This is a genomic window from Streptococcus castoreus DSM 17536 (assembly GCF_000425025.1).
Taxonomy (GTDB): Bacteria; Bacillota; Bacilli; order Lactobacillales; family Streptococcaceae; genus Streptococcus; species Streptococcus castoreus.
Map to the genome: position 1 here is coordinate 102,902 of NZ_KE384294.1, position 25,085 is coordinate 127,986.

General features: G+C 38.9%; 24 protein-coding genes and 1 pseudogene. 8 read left to right on the forward strand and 17 right to left on the reverse strand.

Features of this window, described 5'->3' with window-relative positions:
* The 3 genes and pseudogenes from H346_RS10700 to H346_RS09990 form a co-directional block, all read right to left on the reverse strand.
* A pseudogene (locus H346_RS10700) lies at positions 1–362 on the reverse strand (hypothetical protein); the annotation flags it as partial.
* Between the two features lie 293 nt (positions 363–655).
* A complete protein-coding gene (locus tag H346_RS0108530) occupies positions 656–2,074 on the reverse strand; it encodes a C69 family dipeptidase (protein ID WP_027970713.1) in 1,419 nt (472 codons plus the stop codon).
* A gap of 109 nt (positions 2,075–2,183) precedes the next feature.
* Positions 2,184–2,345 (reverse strand): competence regulator inhibitor paratox, encoded by a 162-nt coding sequence (locus tag H346_RS09990; RefSeq protein ID WP_037562911.1) that lies wholly within the window; start codon positions 2,343–2,345, stop codon positions 2,184–2,186.
* A 180-nt stretch (positions 2,346–2,525) separates the two neighbouring features.
* On the opposite strand from H346_RS09990, the gene H346_RS0108540 reads away from it, so the two are divergent.
* On the forward strand, positions 2,526–2,729 hold the full coding sequence (locus tag H346_RS0108540; RefSeq protein WP_167320982.1) for a hypothetical protein: 204 nt from the start codon (positions 2,526–2,528) through the stop codon (positions 2,727–2,729).
* Positions 2,730–2,896: 167 nt separating this feature from the next.
* Here the strand turns inward: H346_RS0108540 and whiA are convergent, their stop codons facing one another.
* The 6 genes from whiA to H346_RS0108570 all read right to left on the reverse strand — a co-directional run bounded on the left by whiA (position 2,897) and on the right by H346_RS0108570 (position 11,247).
* Entirely contained in the window at positions 2,897–3,808 is a 912-nt protein-coding gene (gene whiA / locus H346_RS0108545; RefSeq protein WP_027970715.1) for a DNA-binding protein WhiA, read from the reverse strand.
* Complete coding sequence (locus H346_RS0108550) at positions 3,805–4,782, reverse strand: YvcK family protein (RefSeq protein ID WP_027970716.1); 978 nt, start codon at positions 4,780–4,782, stop codon at positions 3,805–3,807. The genes whiA and H346_RS0108550 overlap by 4 nt, the downstream gene beginning before the upstream one ends.
* Entirely contained in the window at positions 4,779–5,669 is an 891-nt protein-coding gene (gene rapZ, locus H346_RS0108555) for an RNase adapter RapZ (RefSeq protein ID WP_027970717.1), read from the reverse strand. The genes H346_RS0108550 and rapZ overlap by 4 nt, the downstream gene beginning before the upstream one ends.
* A gap of 268 nt (positions 5,670–5,937) precedes the next feature.
* Positions 5,938–7,284: an asparagine--tRNA ligase gene (gene asnS, locus H346_RS0108560; protein ID WP_027970718.1), complete on the reverse strand. Its 1,347-nt coding sequence runs from the start codon at positions 7,282–7,284 to the stop codon at positions 5,938–5,940.
* Between the two features lie 36 nt (positions 7,285–7,320).
* The gene (locus H346_RS0108565; protein WP_027970719.1) at positions 7,321–8,511 is read right to left on the reverse strand and encodes a pyridoxal phosphate-dependent aminotransferase; all 1,191 of its coding nucleotides are present in this window, start codon (positions 8,509–8,511) and stop codon (positions 7,321–7,323) included.
* 276 nt (positions 8,512–8,787) lie between these two features.
* Positions 8,788–11,247, reverse strand: coding sequence for a bifunctional DnaQ family exonuclease/ATP-dependent helicase (locus H346_RS0108570; RefSeq protein ID WP_027970720.1), 2,460 nt, complete (start codon positions 11,245–11,247; stop codon positions 8,788–8,790).
* A gap of 519 nt (positions 11,248–11,766) precedes the next feature.
* Here H346_RS0108570 and H346_RS0108575 point away from each other — a divergent pair.
* Positions 11,767–12,408, forward strand: a complete 642-nt coding sequence (locus H346_RS0108575; protein ID WP_027970721.1) for an MBL fold metallo-hydrolase — start codon at positions 11,767–11,769, stop codon at positions 12,406–12,408.
* Positions 12,409–12,719: 311 nt separating this feature from the next.
* Here H346_RS0108575 and ftsX read toward each other — a convergent pair whose 3' ends face one another.
* The 4 genes from ftsX to H346_RS0108595 form a co-directional block, all read right to left on the reverse strand.
* The gene (gene ftsX / locus H346_RS0108580; RefSeq protein WP_027970722.1) at positions 12,720–13,649 is read right to left on the reverse strand and encodes a permease-like cell division protein FtsX; all 930 of its coding nucleotides are present in this window, start codon (positions 13,647–13,649) and stop codon (positions 12,720–12,722) included.
* Positions 13,642–14,334, reverse strand: coding sequence for a cell division ATP-binding protein FtsE (ftsE, locus tag H346_RS0108585; RefSeq protein ID WP_027970723.1), 693 nt, complete (start codon positions 14,332–14,334; stop codon positions 13,642–13,644). The genes ftsX and ftsE overlap by 8 nt, the downstream gene beginning before the upstream one ends.
* A 43-nt stretch (positions 14,335–14,377) precedes the next feature.
* A protein-coding gene (gene prfB / locus H346_RS0108590) for a peptide chain release factor 2 (RefSeq protein WP_156888890.1) occupies positions 14,378–15,479 on the reverse strand; the annotation gives its coding sequence in 2 pieces (ribosomal slippage) (positions 14,378–15,406 and positions 15,408–15,479; 1,101 coding nt in all).
* An 827-nt stretch (positions 15,480–16,306) separates the two neighbouring features.
* Positions 16,307–16,951, reverse strand: a complete 645-nt coding sequence (locus H346_RS0108595) for an HAD family hydrolase (protein ID WP_027970725.1) — start codon at positions 16,949–16,951, stop codon at positions 16,307–16,309.
* A gap of 387 nt (positions 16,952–17,338) precedes the next feature.
* Here H346_RS0108595 and H346_RS0108600 point away from each other — a divergent pair, with 387 nt between their 5' ends.
* On the forward strand, positions 17,339–17,704 hold the full coding sequence (locus H346_RS0108600; RefSeq protein WP_027970726.1) for a hypothetical protein: 366 nt from the start codon (positions 17,339–17,341) through the stop codon (positions 17,702–17,704).
* Positions 17,705–17,809: 105 nt separating this feature from the next.
* Here the strand turns inward: H346_RS0108600 and H346_RS0108605 are convergent, their stop codons facing one another.
* Genes H346_RS0108605 through H346_RS0108620 form a run of 4 tightly spaced genes read right to left on the reverse strand, consistent with a single transcriptional unit; the run spans position 17,810 to position 20,948 of the window.
* Positions 17,810–18,460: a bifunctional 4-hydroxy-2-oxoglutarate aldolase/2-dehydro-3-deoxy-phosphogluconate aldolase gene (locus tag H346_RS0108605; RefSeq protein WP_027970727.1), complete on the reverse strand. Its 651-nt coding sequence runs from the start codon at positions 18,458–18,460 to the stop codon at positions 17,810–17,812.
* A gap of 4 nt (positions 18,461–18,464) precedes the next feature.
* Positions 18,465–19,460, reverse strand: a complete 996-nt coding sequence (locus H346_RS0108610) for a sugar kinase (protein WP_027970728.1) — start codon at positions 19,458–19,460, stop codon at positions 18,465–18,467.
* A gap of 27 nt (positions 19,461–19,487) precedes the next feature.
* On the reverse strand, positions 19,488–20,129 hold the full coding sequence (locus H346_RS0108615; protein WP_027970729.1) for an RpiB/LacA/LacB family sugar-phosphate isomerase: 642 nt from the start codon (positions 20,127–20,129) through the stop codon (positions 19,488–19,490).
* 24 nt (positions 20,130–20,153) lie between these two features.
* Complete coding sequence (locus H346_RS0108620; RefSeq protein WP_027970730.1) at positions 20,154–20,948, reverse strand: gluconate 5-dehydrogenase; 795 nt, start codon at positions 20,946–20,948, stop codon at positions 20,154–20,156.
* A 328-nt stretch (positions 20,949–21,276) separates the two neighbouring features.
* Between H346_RS0108620 and H346_RS0108625 the strand changes: the two genes are divergently transcribed.
* From H346_RS0108625 to H346_RS0108645, 5 genes are read left to right on the forward strand one after another with little or no spacing between them, the layout of a single operon-like run.
* Entirely contained in the window at positions 21,277–21,711 is a 435-nt protein-coding gene (locus H346_RS0108625; RefSeq protein WP_037562914.1) for a PTS sugar transporter subunit IIA, read from the forward strand.
* Positions 21,711–22,910: a glycoside hydrolase family 88 protein gene (locus H346_RS0108630; protein ID WP_027970732.1), complete on the forward strand. Its 1,200-nt coding sequence runs from the start codon at positions 21,711–21,713 to the stop codon at positions 22,908–22,910. The genes H346_RS0108625 and H346_RS0108630 overlap by 1 nt, the downstream gene beginning before the upstream one ends.
* A 43-nt stretch (positions 22,911–22,953) precedes the next feature.
* Entirely contained in the window at positions 22,954–23,445 is a 492-nt protein-coding gene (locus tag H346_RS0108635) for a PTS sugar transporter subunit IIB (RefSeq protein ID WP_027970733.1), read from the forward strand.
* 15 nt (positions 23,446–23,460) lie between these two features.
* Positions 23,461–24,243, forward strand: a complete 783-nt coding sequence (locus H346_RS0108640; RefSeq protein ID WP_027970734.1) for a PTS mannose/fructose/sorbose/N-acetylgalactosamine transporter subunit IIC — start codon at positions 23,461–23,463, stop codon at positions 24,241–24,243.
* The gene (locus tag H346_RS0108645; protein WP_027970735.1) at positions 24,230–25,051 is read left to right on the forward strand and encodes a PTS system mannose/fructose/sorbose family transporter subunit IID; all 822 of its coding nucleotides are present in this window, start codon (positions 24,230–24,232) and stop codon (positions 25,049–25,051) included. Before H346_RS0108640 ends, H346_RS0108645 begins: the two co-directional genes overlap by 14 nt.
* The last annotated feature ends 34 nt before the right edge of the window (positions 25,052–25,085 follow it).

Genomic DNA, 25,085 nt, shown 5'->3' on the forward strand with positions numbered 1-25,085 from the left:
CCTTTGTCTCCCTTTGGTCCAGCTACTCCGGCTTCGCCTTTTTCGCCTTGAGGTCCAGCCGGACCTTGTGGACCTACTGGACCTGGTTTTCCAGTTTCTTTTGCTAAATCAGTTAAAACTTTCGTTAATGTTTCTTGTAACTTACTGAAGTATCTTCCGTGGTCAAATTCAGAACCATACCAACGTCTATTTACATACTCTGAAAACTTTGGATAATCGTTGCTCATTGCACTCTTTACCTTATTTACTACGGTTGAAGAATCAGCCTTTACGGATGCAGATCCTCCCACAGCCATTAACAAAACGGCAGCTGAGGTTAAGCCGTAACGGCAGGCTAATTTGTTAATATGTCTTTTTTTCAAAACAATCTCTCCTTTAGTTCACTTTAATTAAAAGATCCTCACATTTAACTGCAAGTAATCTCTCATAATTTTTACTAAATGATTATATAAAATAAATAATCAGGACGAAATAGAAGAATCCTTTTTTTCGGGGGGGGGGGTAAAAATGTGTTTTGAAAAACAGTCTATTTCAGTAAAATAGTTCAATGTACAAAAAATAAACAGCCTTATTTTTATGACATCGGCTGCTTATCTCAATTATTAGTGAACTTTATTTTGCTATTAGCGGGTTGCTAAGGCAGAGACTGATTTTATCAGTCACTCAAACTAAAACGGTTGGTCATTAAGTTGCTCGCATCAAAGAGAATCTTATTCAAAAGGGTTTGGGTTGCTCTTTGGATGTCATCACTCATTTTTTGATTTTCTTTTTCTAAATCAACATTTTCGCCCGCTAGTAATTGGGCTTCAACCGCATGCAACATGGCATGACCTTTTGCCATTGTGCTTTCTAAATAGTTTTCCAAATCCGTTTCGTGATGATTAATATGAGAATCTGCCAAAGCAGCAATCAATCGATTGACCCAATAAAAATTACCTGTTGAAACATCTTCGGTCGTGTTGGCAAAATAATCGGGGATGGTGTTTACTTGGGTAAATAATGGAACCATGGTATTAAAGGGCATCGAACCGTAAGCCATCCACTGGATGGCTGCAATTTCTTTAGGCATATTAGGGCGAATCTGTAAAATAGCCGTTTGACTGGTACGATTGATCCCAACTGGTCGAAAGGCTTTCCTACTTGTTGGGGTTCCTTCTGGTCCATAGGGGTCATAAGCAGTGTCTTGATAATGACTGCTCAAAACATACTTAATATCTTCAATGGTTATTTTTCGGTAGGGCTTTTGACACCAAGGAATGTCAAAACTGCGAGGATCTTGCACGATTTCTGGATTTAAAAATTTTTGCATCACCCAAGCACGTGGTGTGTTGTAATGGCGGTCTTTGTCACGCTGACTGCCAAAAGCATATCGAGGATTGAAATGTTCATGGCTATATGTTAAATCTAAGTGATATGTCTCAATAAATTCTTTCAAATCAGCAGAGCATAGATAATCTTCTGGGTTATTAAATTCAAAGTGATCCATACCGAATTGATTTGGATTGGTGACATAGACATCATCAGGAACACGTCTTGCAATCCAATGATGCCCACCAATGGTCTCTAACCACCAGATATTATTTTCATCTGAAAAGGCAACCCCATTTGATTCATAGGTGCCATATTCTTCTAAAATCGCTCCCAAGCGCAAAACCCCTTCACGAGCAGAACGGCTATAGGGGAGAATCAAGGTGAGCATATCTTCTTCCCCAATTCCAGAAGGCACAAGTGGATCTGCTCCCAAAACACGAGAATTGGTTGTAATGGTTTCTGTGGCTGACATGGCTACGTTCATCTCATTGACACCTGCTTCGCCCCAGATTCCGTCTTTCCCAAGTGCATCAGGGACTGAGGTATAAGTCATCGGATTGTCTGGCAAGTCCATTTCAAATGTGGATAAAACTGATTTGTAATGTTTTGGCTGATCTTCTGGTCTAATCACGACCATTTTTTTAGGGGTAAAGTCTCCGTTTTGAGAATCTTCTGTCCGGGCAATCATTGTCGAACCGTCATAGGATGCTTTTTTCCCGACAAGTATAGTTGTGCATGAAAAACGCTGTTTTTTATTGTCCATTTTATGTCCTTTCTTAAATATCTATCTATATAAGACATTATATCAAATATCCGTCGTACTGGACACAAAACATATACCCCCTTTTTCACCCTCTATTACTCTAATTCTCTCAACACATCACCACTCTCTCCTCTGTCACAACCTCCCAAAGCTGAACTTTCTCACCTGGCAACACATAATCAAAAATCTGTCCATTTTTGCGCACGATATTTACTGTGTCTCCTGTGGTATATCCGTCCACTGCCTGTTTCAATTCTTCGTATGTTAACATAATTTTTAACCTCCTTACTTATTTATTTGTAAAAAGTACATTTTTAGGACTTTTTTGTTTTGGGCTGTTTTAGTGGGCTAAAATAATTTAAAAATATACCAATTTACTAACCTTAGAACTTTTCTTTTTCTAATACCTTTGCTATATTATTAAAGCAACATTAATTTGGAGAGGATAATGATGAAAAACAAAATATTTTTATTTATCGTTGCTGTCACAGCTGTCATAAGTCTCAGTGTTGTGACAATTGATCAACAAACTGTATCTGCTTCTGAGATATGTACCTATGCTAATGGCGATTATAAGGTAGGAGTCTACGACGACGGAAAGGAAACTCCCCCCACAGAGCAAGGGAAAAACGTGCCGCAACCTAGTACGAACTAGCTTTACAGATTCTTTGGTTATGTGTGGACAGTTGTAAAAAATTGGTTTGCTTAATAAATTTAGTCAGTAGGTGTCCTAACGCCTACTTTTTTATTATCCTTCAGAGTCAGACTAAAATGTGCAAATAAATGCTGTCACTAAAAATCATATGATACAAAATGACTTTCTTATAAGCCATCTGCTATTTTATTGATTTTACGCAGACGGTGATTAACACCGCTTTTGGTAATTGAAAAATCAAGAGAATCTGCGATTTGCTGAATGGAATAGTCTGGGTGTTTGATACGACATTGTGCCACTTGTTGTAACTCAATGGGTAAACTCTCTAAGCCGATAGTGTCCATTATTTTGATGATATTATTGATTGTTTTCATGCTGGCATTAATCGTTTTGGTGATATTGGCAGTCTCTACATTATTGGCACGGTTGATGTCATTTCTGGCTTCACGTAGTAATTTTATAGATTCAATGATTTCTTTGCAAGACATCGCTCCTACAATAATCAAAAAGTCCATAATATCTTCTGCTTTTTGCAAATAGGTTATTGCTCCACTTTTGTGTTCAATGGTCTTGGCATCTAGCATAAATTTATGCATCAATTTGGCTAAATCTTGAGCGTGGTCTAGGTAAACAGAATAAATCTCTAACTGATACTTTCCCGATTCGGGGTCTCGTATGGAACCGGCTGCCAAAAAAGCTCCTTTTAGGTAAGACCGACCAGCATCATCATCCAATAAGACCTGTGGTTCAATGCCTGTTTCTAGACCGAAAAAGGAATCTGCTAATTTTAAATCTACCAAAATGGTCTCCACACCTTGCTCAACATAGACGGTATAGACACGATTTTTGCGAAGATTGGTCTTTTGATAGTATCTAATTTCTGGGACAATATCATAGGCGGCTTCAATGAGAGAATAAAGGTAGCGAGCTATCATGGCATTTTCAGTCGTGATGGATAAATGAAGCCTTTGACTTGCTAATCCCAAACTGCCAGATAGTTTGATAATGGCTGATAATTCATTTTTATCGCCGGTGGATAGGTGAATTAATTCTTCTTTGACTTTCGTTGTAAAACTCATTTCTTGGCGATCCTCACTAAATTCATCAACTCTTCAACCACTAAGTGACCATCATGGAAAGCACCACCATTTTCCAAGCGTAAAAAATTAGAGGAAATAATTCGCTTAGCAGTCTTAGAAAGACCTTTAAAATCATGGTCAACTTGAACCAGATATTCATCAAATTGGTTAGAATTCATGTAGGACTGAGGGACCTGTTCCACATTAACCAAAACGGTATCAATGAGATCTCTGCCTAAGTGTTGATTTAAAACTGTCACGTGGTCAGCATCGGAAAAGTGTTCGGTTTCACCGTATTGGGTCATAATGTTACAAATATAAACTACTTCTGCTTTTGTTCTTCGTAGGGCCTCCTTGATTTCTGGAATCACCAAATTAGGTAAAATCGAAGTAAACAGCGACCCCGGTCCCAAAACAATCATATCACTTTCTAAAATGGTATCAACCACTTTGCGACTTGCTTGCGGTTTCTCGTCACTATAAGTATTGGTAACATAGACATGGTCAATCATGCCCTGATAGTTAGCAATGGAACTTTCTCCAGCAACTTCATGCCCATCTTTAAAAACAGCGTGTAAGGTCAAGGCTTGTTCACTGGAAGGGTAAATTTTCCCTGTAATATGAAAAAACTTGGTTAAAATTTGAATAGCGTTATAAGTCGACCCTTGCATTTCTGAAATCCCAGCAATAATCAAATTGCCAAGTGGATGACCTGCCAAAGCACCATCGCTAGCGTTAAAACGATATTGAAAGACACGCTCGTAAAATTTTGGCATATCGCTCATGGCTAGCAAAACATTACGTAAGTCACCTGGTGGGGTTAATTGCATGGCATTGCGAAGTTCTCCTGATGAGCCACCATCATCTGCAACGGTAACAACAGCGGTAATATCAACGGACTCTTTACGAAGACTTTTTAGAATAACAGGAATACCCGTTCCCCCACCTATGACGGTTATTTTCGGATTTTTCATGAACGATTTACCGTTTCCTTCCGACGATTTTTATCACGATGACTTTCATTAACCGACCAATCTGTTGCTAAACTTTCTGCTAAACGGTGGGCAAATGCCACGCTTCGATGTTGACCACCCGTACAGCCAATAGCCACCGTCAAAAGGGATTTCCCTTCTTTTTGATAAGCAGGTAAAATTGGAACGATAAGTGTTAATAGATGCTTGTAAAAATCCTGTGACTCTGGTTGTGTCATAACGTAATCATAGACTTCTTGATCCAATCCCGTCTTTTCCCGTAGTTCTACTTGGTAATAAGGATTTGGGAGAAAACGAACATCAAAGACCAAGTCAGCATCTAAAGGTAAGCCATATTTAAAACCAAAACTCATGACCTCAATGCGAAAAGAAACTTGTTTTGAATCGCCAGAAAACTGATCTGAAATGACTTTACGTAACTGTCTAGGGGTCAATTCTGTTGTGTCTACAACGTTTTGGCTCATGCTCTTCAATGGAGAGAGGAGTTCTCTTTCCAAGCGAATGCCATCAAGCACACGACCATCTGCAGCAAGTGGGTGACTCCGTCTTGTTTCTTTGTAACGAGACACCAACTCGCCATCAGTAGCGTCAAGAAAAAGAATGCGAAACGCAATGCTAGAATTGGTTTCAATGCTATCTAAAATCGAAGTAATTTCATTAAAAAATAGGCGACTTCTCATATCAACAACTAGAGCAACCCTACGATTTTCATTACTTTGTTCAATCAAGTCCATAAACTTGGGAACTAGGGTTGGTGGCATATTATCAATCGTAAAATAACCTAAATCTTCAAAGGATTGAATAGCAACGGTTTTACCAGCACCACTCATTCCTGTAACAATAACCAGATTGATTTGTTTGTCTGACATACTCATCTCCCTCTTCTTTTATGATGCGATTAGCTTATTATACCATATAAAACAGGGGCACTCACAAGCTAAAACAGTCGGTATGACCGAACTAACTTTCCTTATTGCAAATTAGCAATGTCCTAAAACCATTCGTAAAAGGATTTCATTTGGCACTTAAAAATACGTTTCCTTTGGTTAAGAAAGCTACGTCATCATTTATGATACAATACCAGATTCGTCTCTATAAAACCTTAAAAAGCCCATGGTAAGCCATGAGCAAGGAAGATTACGGTTTAATTCGGTGGAGCATCCGTGGAAATGGAATAGCTTCGCGAATATGCTTTGTCCCAGCCACAAAAGTTACCATACGCTCTAAACCAAGTCCAAATCCACAGTGAGGGACTGAGCCATACTTCCGAAGGTCAAGATAGAAAGCATAGTCATCTGGGTTCAAGCCCTCTTCTTCAATCCTGGTTAGTAATTTATGATAATCCGTTTCACGTTCTGAACCACCGATAATTTCGCCATAACCTTCTGGTGCTAATAAATCAGCACATAAAACACGGTCTTCTTTGCCTGGTACTGGTTTCATGTAGAAAGCTTTAAAGCTAGCTGGGTAGTTGACCACAAATGTTGGCACACCAAAATAGTTTGAAATCCAAGTTTCGTGTGGGGAACCAAAGTCATCACCATGTTCAATGGCATCATAGTCTGCATCTTCATCAGAAGCGTGTTCTTGAAGAAGGCTAATGGCATCATCATATGCCACACGCTTGAAAGGCTCTGCAATGTATTTTTTAAGCAGATCAATATCACGTTCTAATGTTTCCAAAGCTTGTGGCGCACGGTCAAGTACTCCTTGAATCATAGCTTTCACATAAGCTTCTTGTAAATCCAGTGATTCGTCATGCGATAAGAATGGGTATTCCGCATCCATCATCCAAAACTCTGTTAAATGACGACGTGTTTTTGATTTTTCGGCACGGAAAACGGGACCAAAATCAAAGACACGACCAAGTGCCATCATCCCTGCCTCAAGGTATAATTGACCCGATTGGCTAAGAAAAGCTGGGTTGCCAAAATAATCTGTTTCAAACAATTCTGTTGTGTTTTCAGCAGCATTTCCTGATAGGATTGGGCTATCAAATTTGATAAAGCCATTTTGATCAAAGAACTCGTATGACGCATAGATAATGGCATTACGAATTTGCATAATAGCAGCCTGACGACGGGAACGTAACCACAAGTGACGATTGTCCATCAAGAAGTCTGTCCCGTGCTCTTTTGGTGTGATTGGGTAGTCTTGTGACTCGCCGATGACCTCAATATCTGTCACATCAAGTTCGTAACCAAATTTTGAACGCTCATCTTCTTTCACCATTCCTTTGACAAAGACAGAGGTTTCTTGGCTCAGGCGTTTGATGGTGTCAAACTTAGCGGTTCCTTCTTCTTCCCCAAAACGCTCAATAAAGTTTGGTTTAAAAGCAACAGCTTGGAAAAAGGCAGAGCCGTCACGTAATTGAAGAAAGGCAATTTTTCCCTTGCCTGATTTGTTGGCAACCCAAGCGCCAATGGTCACTTCTTGTCCTACATACTCTTTTACACCACTAATGGAAACGTATTTCTTGGTCATAATGTCTCTTTTCTATAAATTTATTTTATCTTATGCTTACTTGCTACGGCGTTCCATAAACACATGTAAGCGTCTGACAGCCTCTTTTAAGGTTTCTAAATCAGTAGCATAGCTTAACCTGATATTTTCAGGAGCACCAAATCCCGCACCGCTAACAACAGCCAAGCCAACTTCTTCTAAAATAGCATCCGTAAAAGCTGTCACATCGGTGAAACCCGTCAGCGCCATCGCTTTTTTCACATTTGGGAAGAAGTAAAAAGCTCCTTGTGGTTTCATAACCTCAAAACCTGCCACTTGATTTAAAAGAGGGTAGATGGTATTAAGGCGCTCTTCAAAAGCCAGGCGCATGCCTTCAAGAGAGGATTGATCACCTGCAAAGGCTTCAATAGCTGCATATTGCGAAACCGTTGCTAAATTAGAAGTGGTTTGCCCGATAATTTTACTCATGGCGGCAATAATCTCAGGGTCTCCAACAGCAAAACCAACCCGCCAGCCCGTCATGGCATAACTTTTAGCCACGCCATTGACCGTAATCGTTTGACGACGAATCTCCTCTGAGAGCGTTGAAATCGGTGTAAACTGATTGCCGTTATAGACTAAGGAACCGTAAATATCATCTGCTAAAATGATAATATCATGTGCAACCGCCCACTCTCCAATTTTCTGTAACTCATCTGCTCCATAAATCATTCCTGTCGGATTTGATGGCGAATTAATCAAAACAACTTTTGTTTTGGGTGTTCTTGCCGCCTCCAGTTGGGCAACAGTCACCTTAAATTGATTTTCTTCTAGTCCTTGAACGAAAACGGGTTGACCTTCTGCCATTTTGACTTGGTCAGAATAAGAAACCCAATAAGGGGTTGGAATCAAAACCTGATCACCCGGATCCAAGACAGCCATAAAAAAAGCATAGAGAATATATTTAGCGCCTGTTCCTGCTACAATCTCTTTTGGAGATACCACATAGCCGTATTGGTTTTCCATATAGGTTGCAATGGCTGCTTTTAATTCAGGTAAACCTGAGGCAATCGTATAAAAACTCGCCTTACCATTTTGAATGGATTCAATAGCCTTGTCCTGAACATTTTGGGGTGTTATAAAATCAGGTTCACCTAAGGTTAGACTTAAAATATCACGACCTTGAGCTTTTAAAGCCTTGGCTCTAGCACCCGCTGCCAGGGTTACACTTTCTTCCATTTCCAACACACGTTTTGATAGTTTGGTCATCGTCTCTCCTTTTCATTAGTCTTTCTGTCTTTTCTTATGTCAATCACATAGCAAACAAGTCCGTATCTTGACTTGTCAAACCTTCAATAATGGTCAGGCTATTGATAACTCTTAAATCAAACTTCCTTGGCTAAAATTAGCCATCAACAGTTTATCGTAATCATCTTTGCGCACGAAATAATAAGATTCAAAACAAAAAAAGACCAATATAAAACCAACTTTAAGTTGCCTTGACTACTCTCACCATAAGCGTCCTTTATGATGTGATCCTCTCTATTATAGCAAAAAGCGTGCGATTTCTACTAGACTATCTTGGAAATTTTGTTGAGAAATCAAGAATTCTTGATTTAAACCATCAAAAATCACCTGACCATAAGATGTCGTCAACAGCCGACGGTCTAAAATCAGAATCGCCGATTTCTGTTGCTGACGGCGCACTGTACGACCGATAGCTTGTTTTAGTTTTAGTATCGCCATCGGCAGAAAGTAATCATTAAACGGTTGTTTCCCTTTAGAAACCAGGTAACGACTCATTTTTTTGGTAAAAAGATCCTCAGGATTGTCAAAGGGTAGACGGGTAATCACTTCTATCATGCGATCTGCCTGAACAAAATCAACCCCTTCCCAAAATGACCCCATGCCTAGTAAAATCGCTTGCTCACCCCTATCAAAACGTTTTTTGATGTTATAGGCTGTGCCGCTCTTTTCCTGTGCCAAATGGGGTAATTGCCAATTATCTAGTAATTCAGATACCATTAGCAACTGTTTTTTGGCAGTAAAGAGTACTAAAATAGGTTTGCCTTGCTGCTTAAGTGCGTAAAGTCGTTTAGCGATCGCTTCAACATAAACTTGATCACTAACCTCATTAACCAAAGGCATTTCCTGATCAATCACCAAGAGTTGCTGTTCCTTTTTATCACTTTCGATAGTATGGTAAGTATAATGGTCAATTCCTAACAAATCCGCTAATGTCACTTGCGGACTAATTTGTAAGGTCGCTGAGACAAAATAAGTCTTTAGGGTTTCTGGTAAAAAGCCTTGGAAATTGATAAATTCCTTACTGGTACTATTTAAATAGATCACCCGTTTGTCATTTTGTCTATCCGCACTTACCCAATAATCGTCATTAGTATGGGCAAAAAAGATTTTCAAATCCTGATAATCAGCACCAGTCAATTCCTTAACATAACCGGCTAAACGTGACCAATCAAAAGAAAATCTGTCGCCTTGCCCCTGATAGTAATCACTGGTTAATTGCCCCAACTCAAATGAAATGCTCTCTAACAAGCGTTTTTCTAAGAGCGGTAAAGAACTGGCTAATCTAGCCTGTAACTGCTGTAATATGGTGGTGAGGTTTAGTTGATAACGAGAGAGCTGATCCAGTTGTAACATTAATTTTTGAGCTTCGTCAAAAACCAAGACTTTATTTTTGGCAAAAGATTTATCATCTTGAACACGGTGCAAAAAATAAGCATGATTAGTAATCAATAGACGAACTCTCTTTGCTTTTTCATAACTGGTTCGCCAAAAATCATAATCGTAAAACACCGAGGACTGATTGATGATACCATCATGTTTTATCTGGTCGAAATAGGTCGCAAGACGTTGCTTTTGTTTAATCTCATCAAGATCACCGGTTTCCGTTTCCAAAAGCCAGACCAGTAACTGCATTTTATAGCGATTGACCAAGCGATTCTGATCGTTCTGCTGCAAGCTTTCTGTAAACAACTCTAACTTGAGATAGTTGGCTGGTCCTTTCAAACTATGACAATCCAGATGAAATTGCCCTTGTAAAGCTGCCACTTCATTGGCCATTAGTTGGTCTTGAAGAATCTTGGCTGGAACACTAACAATAATCTGGTTTTGCTCATCTTGGGCTAAAAGAGGGAGTAAATAGCCAAATGTTTTGCCAATGCCTGCCTGTGCTTGAATAAAACTTGCACCATCTTGATGGTACTGGCGCTCAATCATTTTGGCAAAATTTGTCTGCTGAGACCGCTCTTCTAAACCCAGAAGTGCCCTATTAACGTCTAGATTTTTTGATAGTTGAACGGCAGCCTTTTTCATCTTGGGCTTCGGTAAAAGAATTTGCTTAATTTTGACGTATTTTTGAGGGTCATAGGGTTTAGCTAAGGTCAATCCTTGCTCAATGACCATTGCTGTCTCAAATAAAAGACTATCTGAATAAGCCAAAAGACTTTCTAGGCAGTCACTTGGAAGGCTCTCAATTTTTTGCAATAATTTGATAAATAAAACAGCGGTTGCTTTGGCATCTGCAATAGCTGTGTGTGCATCTGCTAAGTCAAGGTCTAATTGTTCTGACAGATGACCGAGGCTATATTTTTCAAAACTCGGGTAAAAAATCTGGGCTAGTTCAACCGTATCCACACGTGGTGTTAATAAGTCATAACCTTCAAAAAATAGCGCTTCGGCTAATAAATTGGCATCAAAAGTCACATTATGAGCCACAAACACACAATCACTAATCAGATCGTAAATGGTCTTTGCCACCTGTGAAAAATCAGGGGCTTTTGCCAACTGTTCATCCGTAATTCCTGTTAACTGCTTAATATGGTCTGATAAAGGCTCATGAGGGTTAATATCCGTTTGGTAAGTGTCAACAATGTCTTTTCCCTCAACAATCACAATACCAACCTGAATAATAGAGGCATTTATCCCAGCACTAGTAGCCTCCAAATCAATAATGGCATACTTTCTCGTAAATTCATTGCTCATAGTACTCCTATTATATCATGTTTTTGACAGGTTGCTATTTGAACTGTTAAAATAAGCCATCTTAAGACAACTTTGACCAACTTCTGAAGATACCAAAGAGGTTTCAGGCATAAGAAATGATATTCTAAAACAGAAATTGCGGATACCCCCAATAATAACCGCAGAACTTTCAAACCTATTTAAATGCTAAGCTAGAAATGCTTAGAACGAGATGATAAATCAGATTGAATAGTGACTGTCGCTGTGTTTGTTTTATTTTTAATAATTGGGTTTCTTCTCACTTTTGTGGTCAATTTAGAGGCTCTTTGCCCAAGTCATGTTATAATAGAAACCAAAATAGTCTCTCATGTGACAGACATTGATTTTATCAATTTGCCCTCGAAAAGATTATCGCTAATGCCTACATAAAAACTCGATTTTACCAGGTCTTTCAAGTTTTACTGTTAAGTGGAAAAACAACTTTGGCTAAGTCAAAAAATTTAGAAAGGAAAGTCAAGACGACTTTGATTCCCTAAAAACATGACCATTATTACCATAACCAATCCTATTGCGGAAGAAAACACGTATTTATTAGTCAATCAACAAGCCATTCTAGTGATTGATCCAGGAAGCAATGGCAAAGGAATTAGGGATCACATCAAATCTCTTAACAAACCTGTTGCGGCTATCTTACTGACCCATACGCATTACGATCATATCATGAGTTTAGAAGAGGTCCGGCATTTTTGCCAATTCCCCTCTGTCTATGTCGCCAAGGAGGAGGCTAGCTGGCTTTATACCCCTGAATTGAATCTTTCAGGACTTATTCGCCATGCGGATATGCCTAACATCATCTGTCAACCTGCTGACAAGATTTTTCAATATCAGACACCGTACAACATCGCAAACTTTCATTTCTGCGTTGTTCCAACACCTGGTCATTCTACAGGAAGTGTGTCATTTATCTTCCCAGAACAAGGAATTATCTTCAGTGGGGATGCTCTGTTTCGGGAAAGCATTGGAAGAACAGATTTACCTACAGGAAATTTTTCGCAGTTGATAACCAGTATCAAAACACAACTGTTTTCCCTACCTAACCACTATCATGTTTATCCTGGACACGGTCCTTCAACCACTATCAGCCATGAAAAAAATGCCAATCCTTTCTTTAACAATTTCTAAGGGACACAAGTGCAAACAATCTTAAGGATGTCATTGCTAATTATCGTGCCTACAGTCTCCAAAATCTTGTCTCTTTTGTCACTTTTTGGCTAACCTTCACCACGATGAAACTCTCTACTTGCGATACTCATTTTCCACTTTATACCGATAACAACCATTGCTGTACTTTATTTATAGTTTAATCTACTGTAACAGCCACACCTCAAAAGCCAGCCATTGCCATCAACTCTATACGCCATCAGTTAGACAACTGGTGGTTTTGACATTTTCCCCTAAAAAGAACCTCCAACCTAAGTCAGAAGTTCTTATTATTAACGTTTGAGATAACGTCTCATTGAAAGCATTGAACCAAGTGATCCAATAATAATACCGATGACAAACAAGGTACCTATCAGCATATAAAGGTAGGGATTAATGGGATACATTGACAAATTATTCAGCTGTAACTCCTTGATAAAGTGCTTATAGGCAAACTCATAGCCATAATAAATCAAAATAGATGGTAAAATGGCACCTATCAAGCCGACCCAAGCCCCTTCAAAGAAAAATGGTCCTCGAATGTAAGAGTTTTTAGCACCAACCAGACGCATAATTTCAATGTCACGTTGACGAGACATAATGGTCATGCGAACAGTATTTGAAATCAAAAAGACGGCAATAAACAAGAGCAAAGCTGTCCCAATCAGCCCCCAGGTTTGGATCATTTTTGAAAACTTAAAGAGTTTATCCGAATTGATCCCCCCATAATTTGCCTCCTCAACACCATGTATAGCCTTGATTTTCTTGCTAACTGCCTTAACTTGACTGGCGGACTCAGTTTCAACTATGTAAATGTCTTGAAGGGGGTTGGTATCTTCATTGTACATGTTCCAAACATCCCCCAAGGTATCTTGTAATTTCTTTAATTGCTCATCTTTGCTAGAGAAAGTGATTTTTTTAACTCCCTTTAGCTGAGCAATTTTGTCATAAACTTTGTGGTAATTTTCATTGTCAACCTGCTCACCATTAGTGTTTTTCACTACCTTGGCAGCATCTGTTGAATCAACTTGCAAGTAAGCATTAATTTGAATGTTATTCTCAACACCTGAAGCAACACGTTGAATATTGAGTAACGTCGCCGTAAAGACACCAAGCAAGGTTAAAGTTACAGTCACCATGCTAACAGAAGCAAAAGTCATCAATAAATTACGTTTAAGGTTTTTAATGGATTCCCAAATATGACGAAAAAAGTATCTAATCATCGTAGCCATAATCTCCTTCCTCTTCATCACGAACAAGGCGACCATCTTCAATGGCAATAACGCGATGGCGTAACGTATTCACAATGTGACTATTGTGAGTAGCCATCAAAATAGTAGTCCCTTGAAGATTGATGCGCTCAAGCAACCGCATGATTTCCCATGAAATTTCAGGGTCTAAATTCCCTGTAGGCTCATCAGCAATTAGTAGCTTAGGGTTATTAACGATAGCACGAGCAATGGCAACACGCTGTTGCTCACCACCTGATAGTTGATTAGGAAAAGAACGCATCTTGTGTTTCAATCCAACGAGTTCTAGAACTTCTGGGACACGTTTTTTAATATGACGGCGCTTCTCACCAATAACTTCCATAGCATAAGCAACATTTTCAAAAACAGTTTTCTTAGGAAGAAGTTTAAAATCCTGAAAGACCACACCAATATTGCGACGAAGAATCGGAACTTCTCGCCCTTTCATCTTAGTTAAATCAAATTCGCCCACATACAAGTTCCCTGAAGTCAATTTCTCTTCTCGATAAAGAAGCTTAATAAAGGTTGATTTCCCAGCACCTGACGGACCAACCAGATAAACAAATTCGCCTTGATTGACAGAGACATTAATGTCTCTTAGGGCGGTCGTTGAGCGGTGGTATTTTTTAGAAACACCTCTTATTTCAATTAATGCCATCTTTTTCTTCTTTCTTTACAATCATTTTTGTCAACTCACTTGATTAGTCATCACGCATACGCCATTTGAGATAGGCATCAATAAAGCCTTCAATGTCACCATCCATAACTTTATCAACCTGTGCCACTTCAAAATTAGTGCGATGGTCTTTTACCATGGTGTAAGGAGTAAAAACATAGGAGCGAATTTGACTTCCCCAAGTGATTTCTTTTTTATCCCCTTTAAGGGCATTAACTTCGGCTGCTTTTTTCTCTTGTTCCAATTGATAAAGTTTAGCCTGCAACATTTTCATGGCGCGGTCTCGGTTACCGTATTGTGTTCGATCAACGGTAGAAGCCACTACAATTCCAGTTGGAATATGAGTTAAACGTACCCCTGTTGATACTTTATTGACATTTTGCCCACCAGCACCACCTGATCGGAAAGTGTCCATTTTAATATCATCATCACGAATGTCCACTTCAATGGTGTCGTCAAGTTCCGGCATAACCTCAACAGATACAAAAGAGGTATGGCGACGCTTAGCCGAGTCAAAAGGCGAAATACGTACCAGACGGTGAACACCCATTTCTGACTTTAAGAATCCATAAGCATTTGGACCTTCAAAAGAGAGGGTTACAGATTTTATCCCCGCCTCATCTCCTGACTGATAATCTAAGATCTCTACTTTAAATCCTTTGGCATTTCCAAAGCGGGTATACATTCTAAAGAGCATATCTGCCCAATCTTGTGCTTCGGTTCCACCTGACCCAGGATGAATTTCTAAAATGGCATTATTATGATCATACGGCTCTGACAAAAGCAAAGTCATTTCATAACTGGCTAAAATTTGCCCCAATGTCTCTATGCTGATTTCCAACTCTTCCTTGACACTATCATCTTCGTCAAGCATTTCCAAGTATAATTCTGTTTCGTCTGACAACTCTTCCATATTGTGGAAAGTTTCATATTTTAACTTGAGCTCATTTAGTTCTTGTGACGTTTTTTGAGCCACTATATTGTCATTCCAAAAATCAGGTGCCGTCATTTTATTTTCTAAAAGAGCAATGTCCTCCTCTAGACGATCTAAGTCAAAGAGACCTCCTGAAGCTAGTCAACTTCTCTTTATTTTCTACTATTTTTTGACGAATTTCTGCTACTTCCATAAATACGTTCCTTTCTTCTATCATGAACAACCAATGAATACTGCTGACACTAAGCCATGTTTAATCATTCAAACTTTACTTATTTTATCATAAAATCAGGTCTTTTGCTACTTTGCTAGTAGCTGCTTTAGCCCTTTTGCTCTTCATCATCAGTGACAGAAAAAGTTAGTTGTCCTATGGTTTAACTTTTTACACACTCACCTATAGCATGGCACAAATGAGAGAGCTACTCTTAGCCATAACACCCCTAATAATTAAGATACCCTTTGATAGGGGAAAACGAATTTTTGAAAAACCAAATTTAGAATACTACTATCGTAATGGAAATAGGTAACAACTTCAAGACGAAAGGATAACAAATCATGACATTTATAACCGCCCTATTAACAAGGTTATATAGCCTAAAAACAATCAGTCTAAAAAACAAGTAATTGCCTACTCATTGTCCTAGAAAAAACTTAAACAAATCTTAATACTAACAAAGGCAATGACAATCCGCTATGTTCTCTCAGCAATTTTTCCTATTGTCAGCTTAACCAAGATTCATTGAGCCACTTCGTCAACCAATCGCTGACACATTTGCCTGTAAAATATCCTCAATCAAAGAAAAGCAATATGTTCAAAGGTCATCACATGCCCCAAACTCATCTAGGTATTTCCCACAAGTAACTCCTTTCTCGCTACAAATTTTCCATATCAAAAATGCTAGCAAGAAAATGACAGCGCATTCTAAGACACAAGTAAAAAAGAACTTGAAATAGTCTCCAAGCCCTTGTAGGAATTGATCTTTCTTTGTTGATTTCTCAACACAATGATGCAACAAATTACTATAATTGTTCAACAATAGCACAAAGTTGCGCTAAATGATCTAAATGCTGATCTGCTTGACTCTGGTCAATACCATAACGATAGTCAGTAATCGCAAGCACTGTCATTCCAGACGCTTTGGCAGCAGCAATTCCTTTTTGACTGTCTTCCACAACAAGCAACTCATCTTTAGGAATGCCAAGTTGCTGTGCTGCTTTATCATAAATTTCAGGGTGTGGTTTCCCGTGAGTGACGTCTTCACGCGCTAAAATCACATCGAAGAAAGGGCTCATTTGGCTGCTATCTAGAGCTAATAAAATATCCGTTTGACTAGAATTTGAAGCAAGAGCAAGCTTGATTCCCCTTTTTCGTAATGCTTCAAGGCAGGGCTTAACTTCTGAAAAAATAAGCTCCTGATAAGGTGGTTTATGATCTAATTTGTAGGCTTCATAATCAGCGGCGACAACTTTTACCTGATCTGGACTAAAATGATTAGCAAGTAAGTCTTTCCAAATTTCTTGAAGATTACCACCAATAAAATCTTTAGGACTAAGGTTCTCAATTGTGATACCTTTAGCTCTCAAAAACATGTCACGTCGTTTAAAATAGAAGGGTTCAGTATCAAACAAAACCCCGTCCATGTCAAAAATAATGCCTTTAATCATCAGACTCCTCCTTATATAATGTATTTAGGTTGTTAAAGGTAACCTATAATCCTTTATCGACTAAGTATTATTCAGTTTTACTGTATAATATTGTTATTAGATAGAGTGTACTCGTCTCCTCCTTGAGATTTAATCTCGTAATCGAAAGAGTGAGTCCTCTTTCTTTTTATTCTAACATAATGATCATTAAAACAGTCAAAAAACCAGTACTGATAAACAAACATGACTTGTTAAAATACCACAACTTACCCATCTATCATTGTTACTTTTCTTACAACTTTGCCTTTTGTTTACTCTTAATAATGGGTCTTTCTGAGGTAAAGATTGCAAAAATAACAATAATTTTCTATAGTTGTAGTAATCAAACACGATAAGGAAAAGACGATTATGAAACTAAAACGACAGACGCATTTGGTAAAAATAGGTGCCCCTGTAACCATTTTGATTGGTAATGATCGCAAAATAACTCTCTGGAATGGTCAAAGCATTGCATTTGATTTACCAGAAGGTGAAACAATGCTTACAATAAAGCATAGCAGGCAAGTAGCCAAGCGAGTAACCGCCCAAGACCAACTGATCCTAAAGGATAACCCTTTAAACTTAGTTTTGTTTTGGGGAGGTGTCCTGCTTATTTTAGGAAGTCATGTGTTTTTATCCTTTGATAATAATTTGCTCTTTTACCTCACTCTTACTGGTTTTATTAGCCTTGCTAGTAGCTATTTGGTTCCAAGATTCCAGTGGAAAATGACTTGAGCTTTTCTACTAGCTAATGTTATCACCTAAAAAAACGAACGGTCCTTATTCTGGTCATTTAGACCTTGAGAGTCGCTCGTTTTTTGTATTAAAGCCAACTAATATCTAGCTTGACTTTCTAAATGCCTCACACTGTCTAACGTAGTCTGCTGCTTTTTCTGTTATCCTTTCAAATTGACCCTTACTCGCCAGCTGGTTAAATTCGCCACCAATGCCAAGTACCTCTGCTCCAGCAGCAAACCATTCCTTGAGATTGTTGAGATTGACCCCACCAGTGACCATGACATTTATTTGCGGCAAAGGAGATTTAATTGCCTTGATAAAGGACATGCCAACCGTTGAACCTGGAAAAATCTTGACCATATCAACACCTGATTCTAAAGCCGTAACAATCTCAGTGACAGTCATACATCCAGGAAAATAAGGAATTCCATAACGATTACAGACAATAGCTGTCGCTTGGTTAAAACTAGGCGCCACGATAAATTGAGCACCAGCTAAAATAGCCTGACGAGCTGTTCCCTCGTCCAAAACGGTTCCAGCACCAATTAGAACATCCGAAGCATTCTTCAAGCGATTTTGAAGTTGACAAATGATTTCACTAGCAAAAGGATTGGTGTAGGTCACCTCGACAGACTTGATGCCACCTTCAATGCTGGCTAAGCTACATGCTAGCGCTTCTTCTACAGACTCACCTCGAACAACTAACACAAGTTTGTTAGCTTTAAGCTTAGTCATCGTCTCTAGTTTTCCCATTTTATCACCTCTGAACATCACGTTTGTTTTCTAAAACAGCCTCCACTTGTCGAGGGGAGGTATAAAGTTGATCGTCTGCCACAGTGCATTTCAAACTTGCTGTCGCTACTGCAAAATTAAGACAAGTCCTCATATCTTTGCCCTGCATGAATTGATAGAGTAAGCCTGCCACAAAAGCATCGCCACTTCCCACCCGTTGTAAAACAGGCGTGCTAATTTCAACTGATTCTTGGTAGTGACCTGCATAAGCATATGCCTTAAAATGGTTGTTACCTTGGGCATCACTTTCTCGCTCTGTATGAAAAATAGCTTGAAGCTGGTAACGATGATAAAGTCCTGCCAGGCGCTCCTCAATCATCTTGGTATCAGCACTATTTCTATCAAACATACCAAAGTCACTGTCATCCAACAACAAAGGTTCCATACCAAAAACAAGGTCAGCATAAGCCGCAAAGTGCGAAAAAATAAGTTTAGCAGCAGACACAGAAATCATAGACGACCGAAAATTCAAATCAAAGGAAATACAAATTGCCCGTTTCTTGGCCTCAATAGCAAGCCTTTCAATTAAGTCTTGACTGACCTTACCAAGTGCCAGACTGATTCCACTAAAATGAAAATGAGTGACTCCCTCAAAAATCTGAGTAAAATTAAGATTGTCAGCAGTCATTTCTGTAAAACTCGAATCACAACGGTCATAGTAAACCTGGCTGGAACGGCAACCAAAACCATTTTCGAGATAGTAAATCCCCACTCGCTTGCCCTGCCAAGTTAACAAACTCGTGTCAACACCACTTTGTTGTAAAAACCGCTCAAAAGCATGACCCGAAGGATTGTCTGGCAAAGCCGTTAATAACCCTGTTGCTCCCCCAAAACCTGCCAAGGTTCTAGCAATATTGACTTCTGAACCACCAAAAAAGAGCTGGGCATCGCAGCCATTTGATAGGGACTGGTCTAGACTGACGCGAATCAGTGGATCGCCAACCAATAATAATTTAGCCATGAGACCTCTCTTTCCATAAATGTAAGGTTATTTTTTAAGAACCTCTTCAAGATAAGTTACCAATTCTGACGGTTCTGCATTCGCAAAGAAATACTCTTGGAAACGTTCTCCAGAAATCGTTTCTTTTAAAAACGCTTGGTCAATATCCTTTAAAATCGTAAACAAATCACGGTAAGTAAGCTGTTTCAAATCATCTAAAATACGAGCATTACGTTGCTCCGGAATGGCACGTTCTTTAGGATAGCCACCACCCATTGGCTCTGCAAATAGACGCTCAAAAATCAAAGTTAAATTTAGCTCTGCTCCCCAACCAAAACCCTTAGCAAAAGGAATTGATAGGGCATTGCCCCCATTAATTTGAGAAAAAAGGTAAGCTTCCGTTGGTTCACTTGCAAAACCACAAGTCACACCTGGAAAACTATTTAGAGCAAGCATCGCCCCAACACCTGTGCCGCAGCCTGTCACCACAAAATCAGCTGCCTTAGTGGTTAATAAAATGGATGCTAGTAAACCATTTTGAACATATGTCAACTGGCTTTCTCCATCTTTCCCATACATCCCGTAATTGAAAACCTCGTAACCATGTTTATCAGTTACTGATTTTAAAGCATCGTAAATCATACCGTTTTTAGCGGCTTGACTATTTTCATTAATTAATGCAATTTTCATGTTAAGTCTCTTTCTATTTTCTGTTTAAGGTTGTTTTCCGATATAGGCTAAAATACCACCATCAACATAAAGGATATGCCCATTGACAAAATTACTAGCATCGCTAGCCAAAAAGATGGCTGGACCAGCTAAATCTTCAGGAGTTCCCCAACGAGCTGCTGGTGTTTTAGCGATAATAAATTGGTCAAATGGATGACGGCTACCATCTGGTTGACGTTCTCTCAAAGGCGCTGTTTGAGGAGTAGCAATATAGCCAGGACCAATCCCATTACATTGAATATTAGCTTCTCCAAATTCTGAAGCGATATTTTTGGTTAACATTTTTAGACCGCCCTTGGCAGCTGCGTAAGCACTGACCGTTTCACGCCCCAACTCACTCATCATTGAACAAATATTAATGATTTTCCCATGCCCTTTTTTGATCATCGATGGTAGAACTGCTTTTGACACGATGAAAGGGGCATTCAAGTCAATGTCAATCACTTTGCGAAAATCTTCTGCAGCCATATCAAGCATCGGTGTTCGTTTGATAATCCCTGCATTATTCACTAAAATATCAATCACACCAACTTCTGCTTCGATTTGCGACACCATTTTCTGAATCCCTGCCTCATCTGTCACATCACAGACATAGCCATGTGCTTCAATGCCTAATTCCTGATAGGCCGCCAATCCTTTATCAACCAAATCTTGATGAATGTCATTAAAAACAATAGTAGCACCTGCCATGGCGTAAGCTTTAGCAATTTCAAAACCAATACCATAAGATGCACCTGTTATCAAGGCAATTTTGCCTTCTAACGAAAAGATAGATTCCATTGTATCACCTCTCATTTAAAATTAAGTAAACCTGTTTACCAAAACTATAACAAAGTAAACTGGTTTTGTCAATCTTTTTCTTAGTAAACGATTTAGAAAATGACTCTTCCAAAAATATCTTAGCAAAAGATCCTAGACATTTCCTACATTAAGGTCCTTTTTTGACCATTTCTTTCATTAAATGTTGCTAAAAAGACGCATTTTGCGATTTTTACAGCCGCATTTTTCCTTTTGCTTTAAAAAAATAAATACAAAAAAGTATTGACAAGAGGGGTTGAAAGCGCTACAATATTTTTAAGTAAACCGGTAAACCAAAAGGAGCTTAACGATGATTGCTATTATTATTACGGGTCATGGTCACTTTGCTAGTGGGATTTTATCGTCATTAGAATTAATTGCAGGAAAACAAGACAAGCTAACTGCCATTGATTTTACTGCTGGTATGACATCTTCTGATGTCCATGATCACTTGTCCCACGTGTTGAACTCAGAAGATGAAACACTTATCCTTTGTGATCTTTTAGGCGGAACCCCATTTAAAGTGGCTGCTACTTTAATGGAAAACACCCCTGAAGCGACGGTTAATGTCTTAGCTGGTCTTAATTTAGCCATGCTGATTGAAGCAATTTTTGCAAGACAAACTGATGTAACCTTTGATGAACTGGTTGCCAAGATCCTGACTAGCTCTAAAGAAGGCATTCTTGACTGGAAATCCCTTTCTGAACAAGAAGAATCCCCAACAGATGATGACGGAGGTATTTAATGACAAAACAATTAAAAACGATTGCAATAGAGCCAGTTGTACAACCCGAACGCTATTGCCAGACTTCCTTTTTAACAAAAGATGACATCAAATCAGCTATTGAGTTGGCAATCAAACAAATTCATCTTAATATGACTTATTTTGGAAAGGATTTTCCAACTCCAGCAACCCAAAATAATCAATATGCCATTATGGACAATACTGAATGGACCAATGCCTTTTGGACGGGCTGTCTCTGGCTTGCTTATGAATATACTGATGATGAAGCCATCAAATCTCTAGCACAGGCAAATAACTTGTCCTTTCTAGACCGTGTAAACAAAGATATTGAACTTGATCATCATGACCTCGGTTTTCTTTATACTCCTTCTTGTATGGCTGAATGGAAGTTGCTAAAAACTCCCAAAGCAAGAGAAGCGGCCTTGAAAGCAGCCGATAAATTAATTGAACGTTATCAGGAAAAAGGCGGTTTTATTCAAGCTTGGGGACAACTCGGTAAAAAAGAAGATTACCGTCTAATCATCGATTGTTTATTAAATATTCAGTTGCTCTTCTTTGCAGCTGAAGAAACCGGTAATGATAAATACCGTGACATGGCAATCAATCATTTCTATGCTTCTGCTAACAATGTCATTCGCGATGATGCTTCTGCCTACCATACTTTCTACTTTGATCCTGAAACTGGTAAACCAATCAAGGGAGTAACTAGACAAGGCTATAGTGATGATTCTGCCTGGGCAAGAGGACAGGCTTGGGGCATTTATGGTATTCCATTAACCTATCGTTTTTTGAGAGAGCCTCAACTCATCCAATTATTTAAAGGCATGACGCATTACTTCTTAAATCGCTTACCCGAGGATAAGGTTTCTTATTGGGATCTCATTTTTGGAGATGGTAGTGGACATGCTAGAGATAGTTCTGCCACAGCAGTCGCTGTCTGTGGGCTTCACGAAATGTTAAAAGAGTTGCCAGAAACTGATCCAGATAAGCAAACTTACCAAGCCGCTATGCACAGCATGTTAGGTTCACTCATTAAAAACTATGCTAATAAAGACCTAAAACCGGGCGCTCCCCTTCTTCTTCATGGTGTTTATTCTTGGCATTCTGGAAAGGGAGTTGATGAAGGAAATATCTGGGGCGATTATTATTACTTAGAGGCCTTGTTACGTTTCTATAAAGATTGGGAACCTTATTGGTAAACCTCTTAATTTAAATATAAAAACCACTTTAAAAGGAGATTTTATGACACAACCAAACATTATTATGACCCGAGTTGACGAACGCTTGATTCATGGTCAAGGTCAATTATGGGTAAAATTCCTCAACTGCAATACTGTCATTGTCGCTAATGATGCTGTTTCCGAGGATAAGATTCAACAATCCCTCATGAAAACAGTAATCCCATCAAGTATCGCTATGCGCTTCTTTTCCATCCAAAAGGTGATTGACATTATTCATAAAGCAAACCCCGCTCAAAATATTTTTATCGTGGTCAAAGACTTGCAAGATGCTTACCGCTTAGTTGAAGGTGGTGTCCCAATTAAAGAAATCAATATTGGAAATATTCACAAAACAGATGACAAGGTTGCTGTGACCCAGTTCATTTCTCTTGGAGAAGAGGACAAGTCTGCTATTCGTATGTTAGCTCATGATCACAACATTGTATTTAACACCAAAATAACTCCAGCTGGCAGTAACAGTGCCTCTGAAGTCAATATTTTAGATTATATTTAAATAAAGGAGATTGATATGGATATCAATTTGTTACAGGCACTCTTAATTGGTCTTTGGACAGCCTTTTGTTTCAGCGGCATGTTATTAGGTATCTACACTAACCGCTGTATTATTCTCTCTTTTGGGGTGGGAATTATCTTGGGAGATTTGCCAACTGCCCTCAGCATGGGAGCCATTTCAGAATTAGCTTATATGGGATTTGGGGTTGGTGCTGGTGGAACCGTTCCTCCTAATCCAATTGGTCCTGGTATTTTTGGAACTTTAATGGCTATCACAAGTGCTGGTAAAGTCACACCTGAAGCTGCTTTGGCACTCTCAACACCGATTGCAGTTGCCATTCAATTTCTTCAAACATTTGCCTACACCGCTTTTGCAGGAGCACCTGAAGCTGCTAAAAAACAATTACAAAAAGGCAACATCAAAGGTTTCAAAATTGCTGCCAACGGTACCATCTGGGCTTTTGCAGTTATTGGTTTAGGACTCGGTTTATTGGGTGCCTTGTCAATGGACACACTGCTTCACTTAGTTGATTATATTCCACCTGTCCTTTTAAGCGGCTTAACCGTTGCTGGTAAAATGTTACCTGCTATTGGATTTGCAATGATTTTATCTGTCATGGCTAAAAAAGAACTTATTCCTTTTGTGTTGATTGGTTATGTTTGCGCTGCCTATCTCCAAATTCCAACAATTGGTATCGCTATTATCGGAATTATTTTCGCCTTGAATGAATTCTACAATAAACCTAAACAGGTCGAAACAACAAGTGTACAAGGAGATCAACAAGATGACTGGATCTAATAAATTAACAAAAAATGACTACCTTAAAACAGCTTTTAGAGCTTTCTTCTTACAAAACGGTTTTAATTATAGCAACTATCAAGGAATCGGTTATGCCAACGTTATCTACCCTGCCTTGAAAAAACATTTTGGCAATGATAAAGCTGGTTTGCATCGAGCGCTCGAAGAAAACTGTGAATTTTACAATACTAATCCTCACTTCTTGCCATTTATCACAAGTTTACACTTGGTCATGCTAGAAAACAAACGTCCTGAAGAAGAGACTCGCAATATCAAAATGGCATTGATGGGACCTTTGGCAGGCATTGGGGACTCTTTATCACAATTTTGTTTAGCCCCTCTCTTTTCAACCATTGCGGCTTCATTAGCAAGTGATGGCTTAATCTTGGGACCAATCCTCTTCTTCCTAGCCATGAATATTATTCTGACAGCCATTAAAATTGCTTCTGGACTGTATGGTTATAAGGTTGGAACAAGCTTCATTGATAAGCTTAGTGAACAAATGGCAATTGTCTCAAGAATGGCAAATATTGTTGGGGTAACCGTTATTGCTGGATTAGCGGCTACATCTGTAAAAATAAGTGTACCAATTACCTTTGCTGCAGGTAAAGTTGATGCTGCCAATACGGCTCAAAAATTTGTAACAATTCAAGGAATGCTTGATAAGATTGCACCTGCCCTTCTCCCAGCCCTCTTTACTCTCCTTATGTACTACCTCATTAAAAGTAAAAAATGGACAACCTACAAATTGGTTATCCTTACCGTTATTATTGGGATTATCGGTAGTTGGCTAGGTATTTTAGCTTAATGTTCATTGAGCCTCTGTTATGAACGTATTGGAA

What these genes read in the sequence shown, in the direction of transcription:
- H346_RS0108615 (WP_027970729.1), bottom strand. Translation starts at nt 20,129, where the DNA reads ATGAAAATTGCATTAATTAATGAAAATAGTCAAGCCGCTAAAAACGGT.
- H346_RS0108605 (WP_027970727.1), bottom strand. Translation starts at nt 18,460, where the DNA reads ATGGGAAAACTAGAGACGATGACTAAGCTTAAAGCTAACAAACTTGTG.
- ftsE (WP_027970723.1), bottom strand. Translation starts at nt 14,334, where the DNA reads ATGGCATTAATTGAAATAAGAGGTGTTTCTAAAAAATACCACCGCTCA.
- ftsX (WP_027970722.1), bottom strand. Translation starts at nt 13,649, where the DNA reads ATGATTAGATACTTTTTTCGTCATATTTGGGAATCCATTAAAAACCTT.
- H346_RS0108540 (WP_167320982.1), top strand. Translation starts at nt 2,526, where the DNA reads ATGAAAAACAAAATATTTTTATTTATCGTTGCTGTCACAGCTGTCATA.
- H346_RS0108625 (WP_037562914.1), top strand. Translation starts at nt 21,277, where the DNA reads ATGATTGCTATTATTATTACGGGTCATGGTCACTTTGCTAGTGGGATT.
- H346_RS0108635 (WP_027970733.1), top strand. Translation starts at nt 22,954, where the DNA reads ATGACACAACCAAACATTATTATGACCCGAGTTGACGAACGCTTGATT.
- H346_RS0108565 (WP_027970719.1), bottom strand. Translation starts at nt 8,511, where the DNA reads ATGACCAAACTATCAAAACGTGTGTTGGAAATGGAAGAAAGTGTAACC.
- H346_RS0108620 (WP_027970730.1), bottom strand. Translation starts at nt 20,948, where the DNA reads ATGGAATCTATCTTTTCGTTAGAAGGCAAAATTGCCTTGATAACAGGT.
- H346_RS0108645 (WP_027970735.1), top strand. Translation starts at nt 24,230, where the DNA reads ATGACTGGATCTAATAAATTAACAAAAAATGACTACCTTAAAACAGCT.
- rapZ (WP_027970717.1), bottom strand. Translation starts at nt 5,669, where the DNA reads ATGTCAGACAAACAAATCAATCTGGTTATTGTTACAGGAATGAGTGGT.
- H346_RS0108595 (WP_027970725.1), bottom strand. Translation starts at nt 16,951, where the DNA reads ATGATTAAAGGCATTATTTTTGACATGGACGGGGTTTTGTTTGATACT.
- H346_RS0108550 (WP_027970716.1), bottom strand. Translation starts at nt 4,782, where the DNA reads ATGAAAAATCCGAAAATAACCGTCATAGGTGGGGGAACGGGTATTCCT.
- H346_RS0108600 (WP_027970726.1), top strand. Translation starts at nt 17,339, where the DNA reads ATGAAACTAAAACGACAGACGCATTTGGTAAAAATAGGTGCCCCTGTA.
- H346_RS0108575 (WP_027970721.1), top strand. Translation starts at nt 11,767, where the DNA reads ATGACCATTATTACCATAACCAATCCTATTGCGGAAGAAAACACGTAT.
- whiA (WP_027970715.1), bottom strand. Translation starts at nt 3,808, where the DNA reads ATGAGTTTTACAACGAAAGTCAAAGAAGAATTAATTCACCTATCCACC.
- H346_RS0108630 (WP_027970732.1), top strand. Translation starts at nt 21,711, where the DNA reads ATGACAAAACAATTAAAAACGATTGCAATAGAGCCAGTTGTACAACCC.
- H346_RS09990 (WP_037562911.1), bottom strand. Translation starts at nt 2,345, where the DNA reads ATGTTAACATACGAAGAATTGAAACAGGCAGTGGACGGATATACCACA.
- H346_RS0108640 (WP_027970734.1), top strand. Translation starts at nt 23,461, where the DNA reads ATGGATATCAATTTGTTACAGGCACTCTTAATTGGTCTTTGGACAGCC.
- H346_RS0108570 (WP_027970720.1), bottom strand. Translation starts at nt 11,247, where the DNA reads ATGAGCAATGAATTTACGAGAAAGTATGCCATTATTGATTTGGAGGCT.
- H346_RS0108530 (WP_027970713.1), bottom strand. Translation starts at nt 2,074, where the DNA reads ATGGACAATAAAAAACAGCGTTTTTCATGCACAACTATACTTGTCGGG.
- asnS (WP_027970718.1), bottom strand. Translation starts at nt 7,284, where the DNA reads ATGACCAAGAAATACGTTTCCATTAGTGGTGTAAAAGAGTATGTAGGA.
- H346_RS0108610 (WP_027970728.1), bottom strand. Translation starts at nt 19,460, where the DNA reads ATGGCTAAATTATTATTGGTTGGCGATCCACTGATTCGCGTCAGTCTA.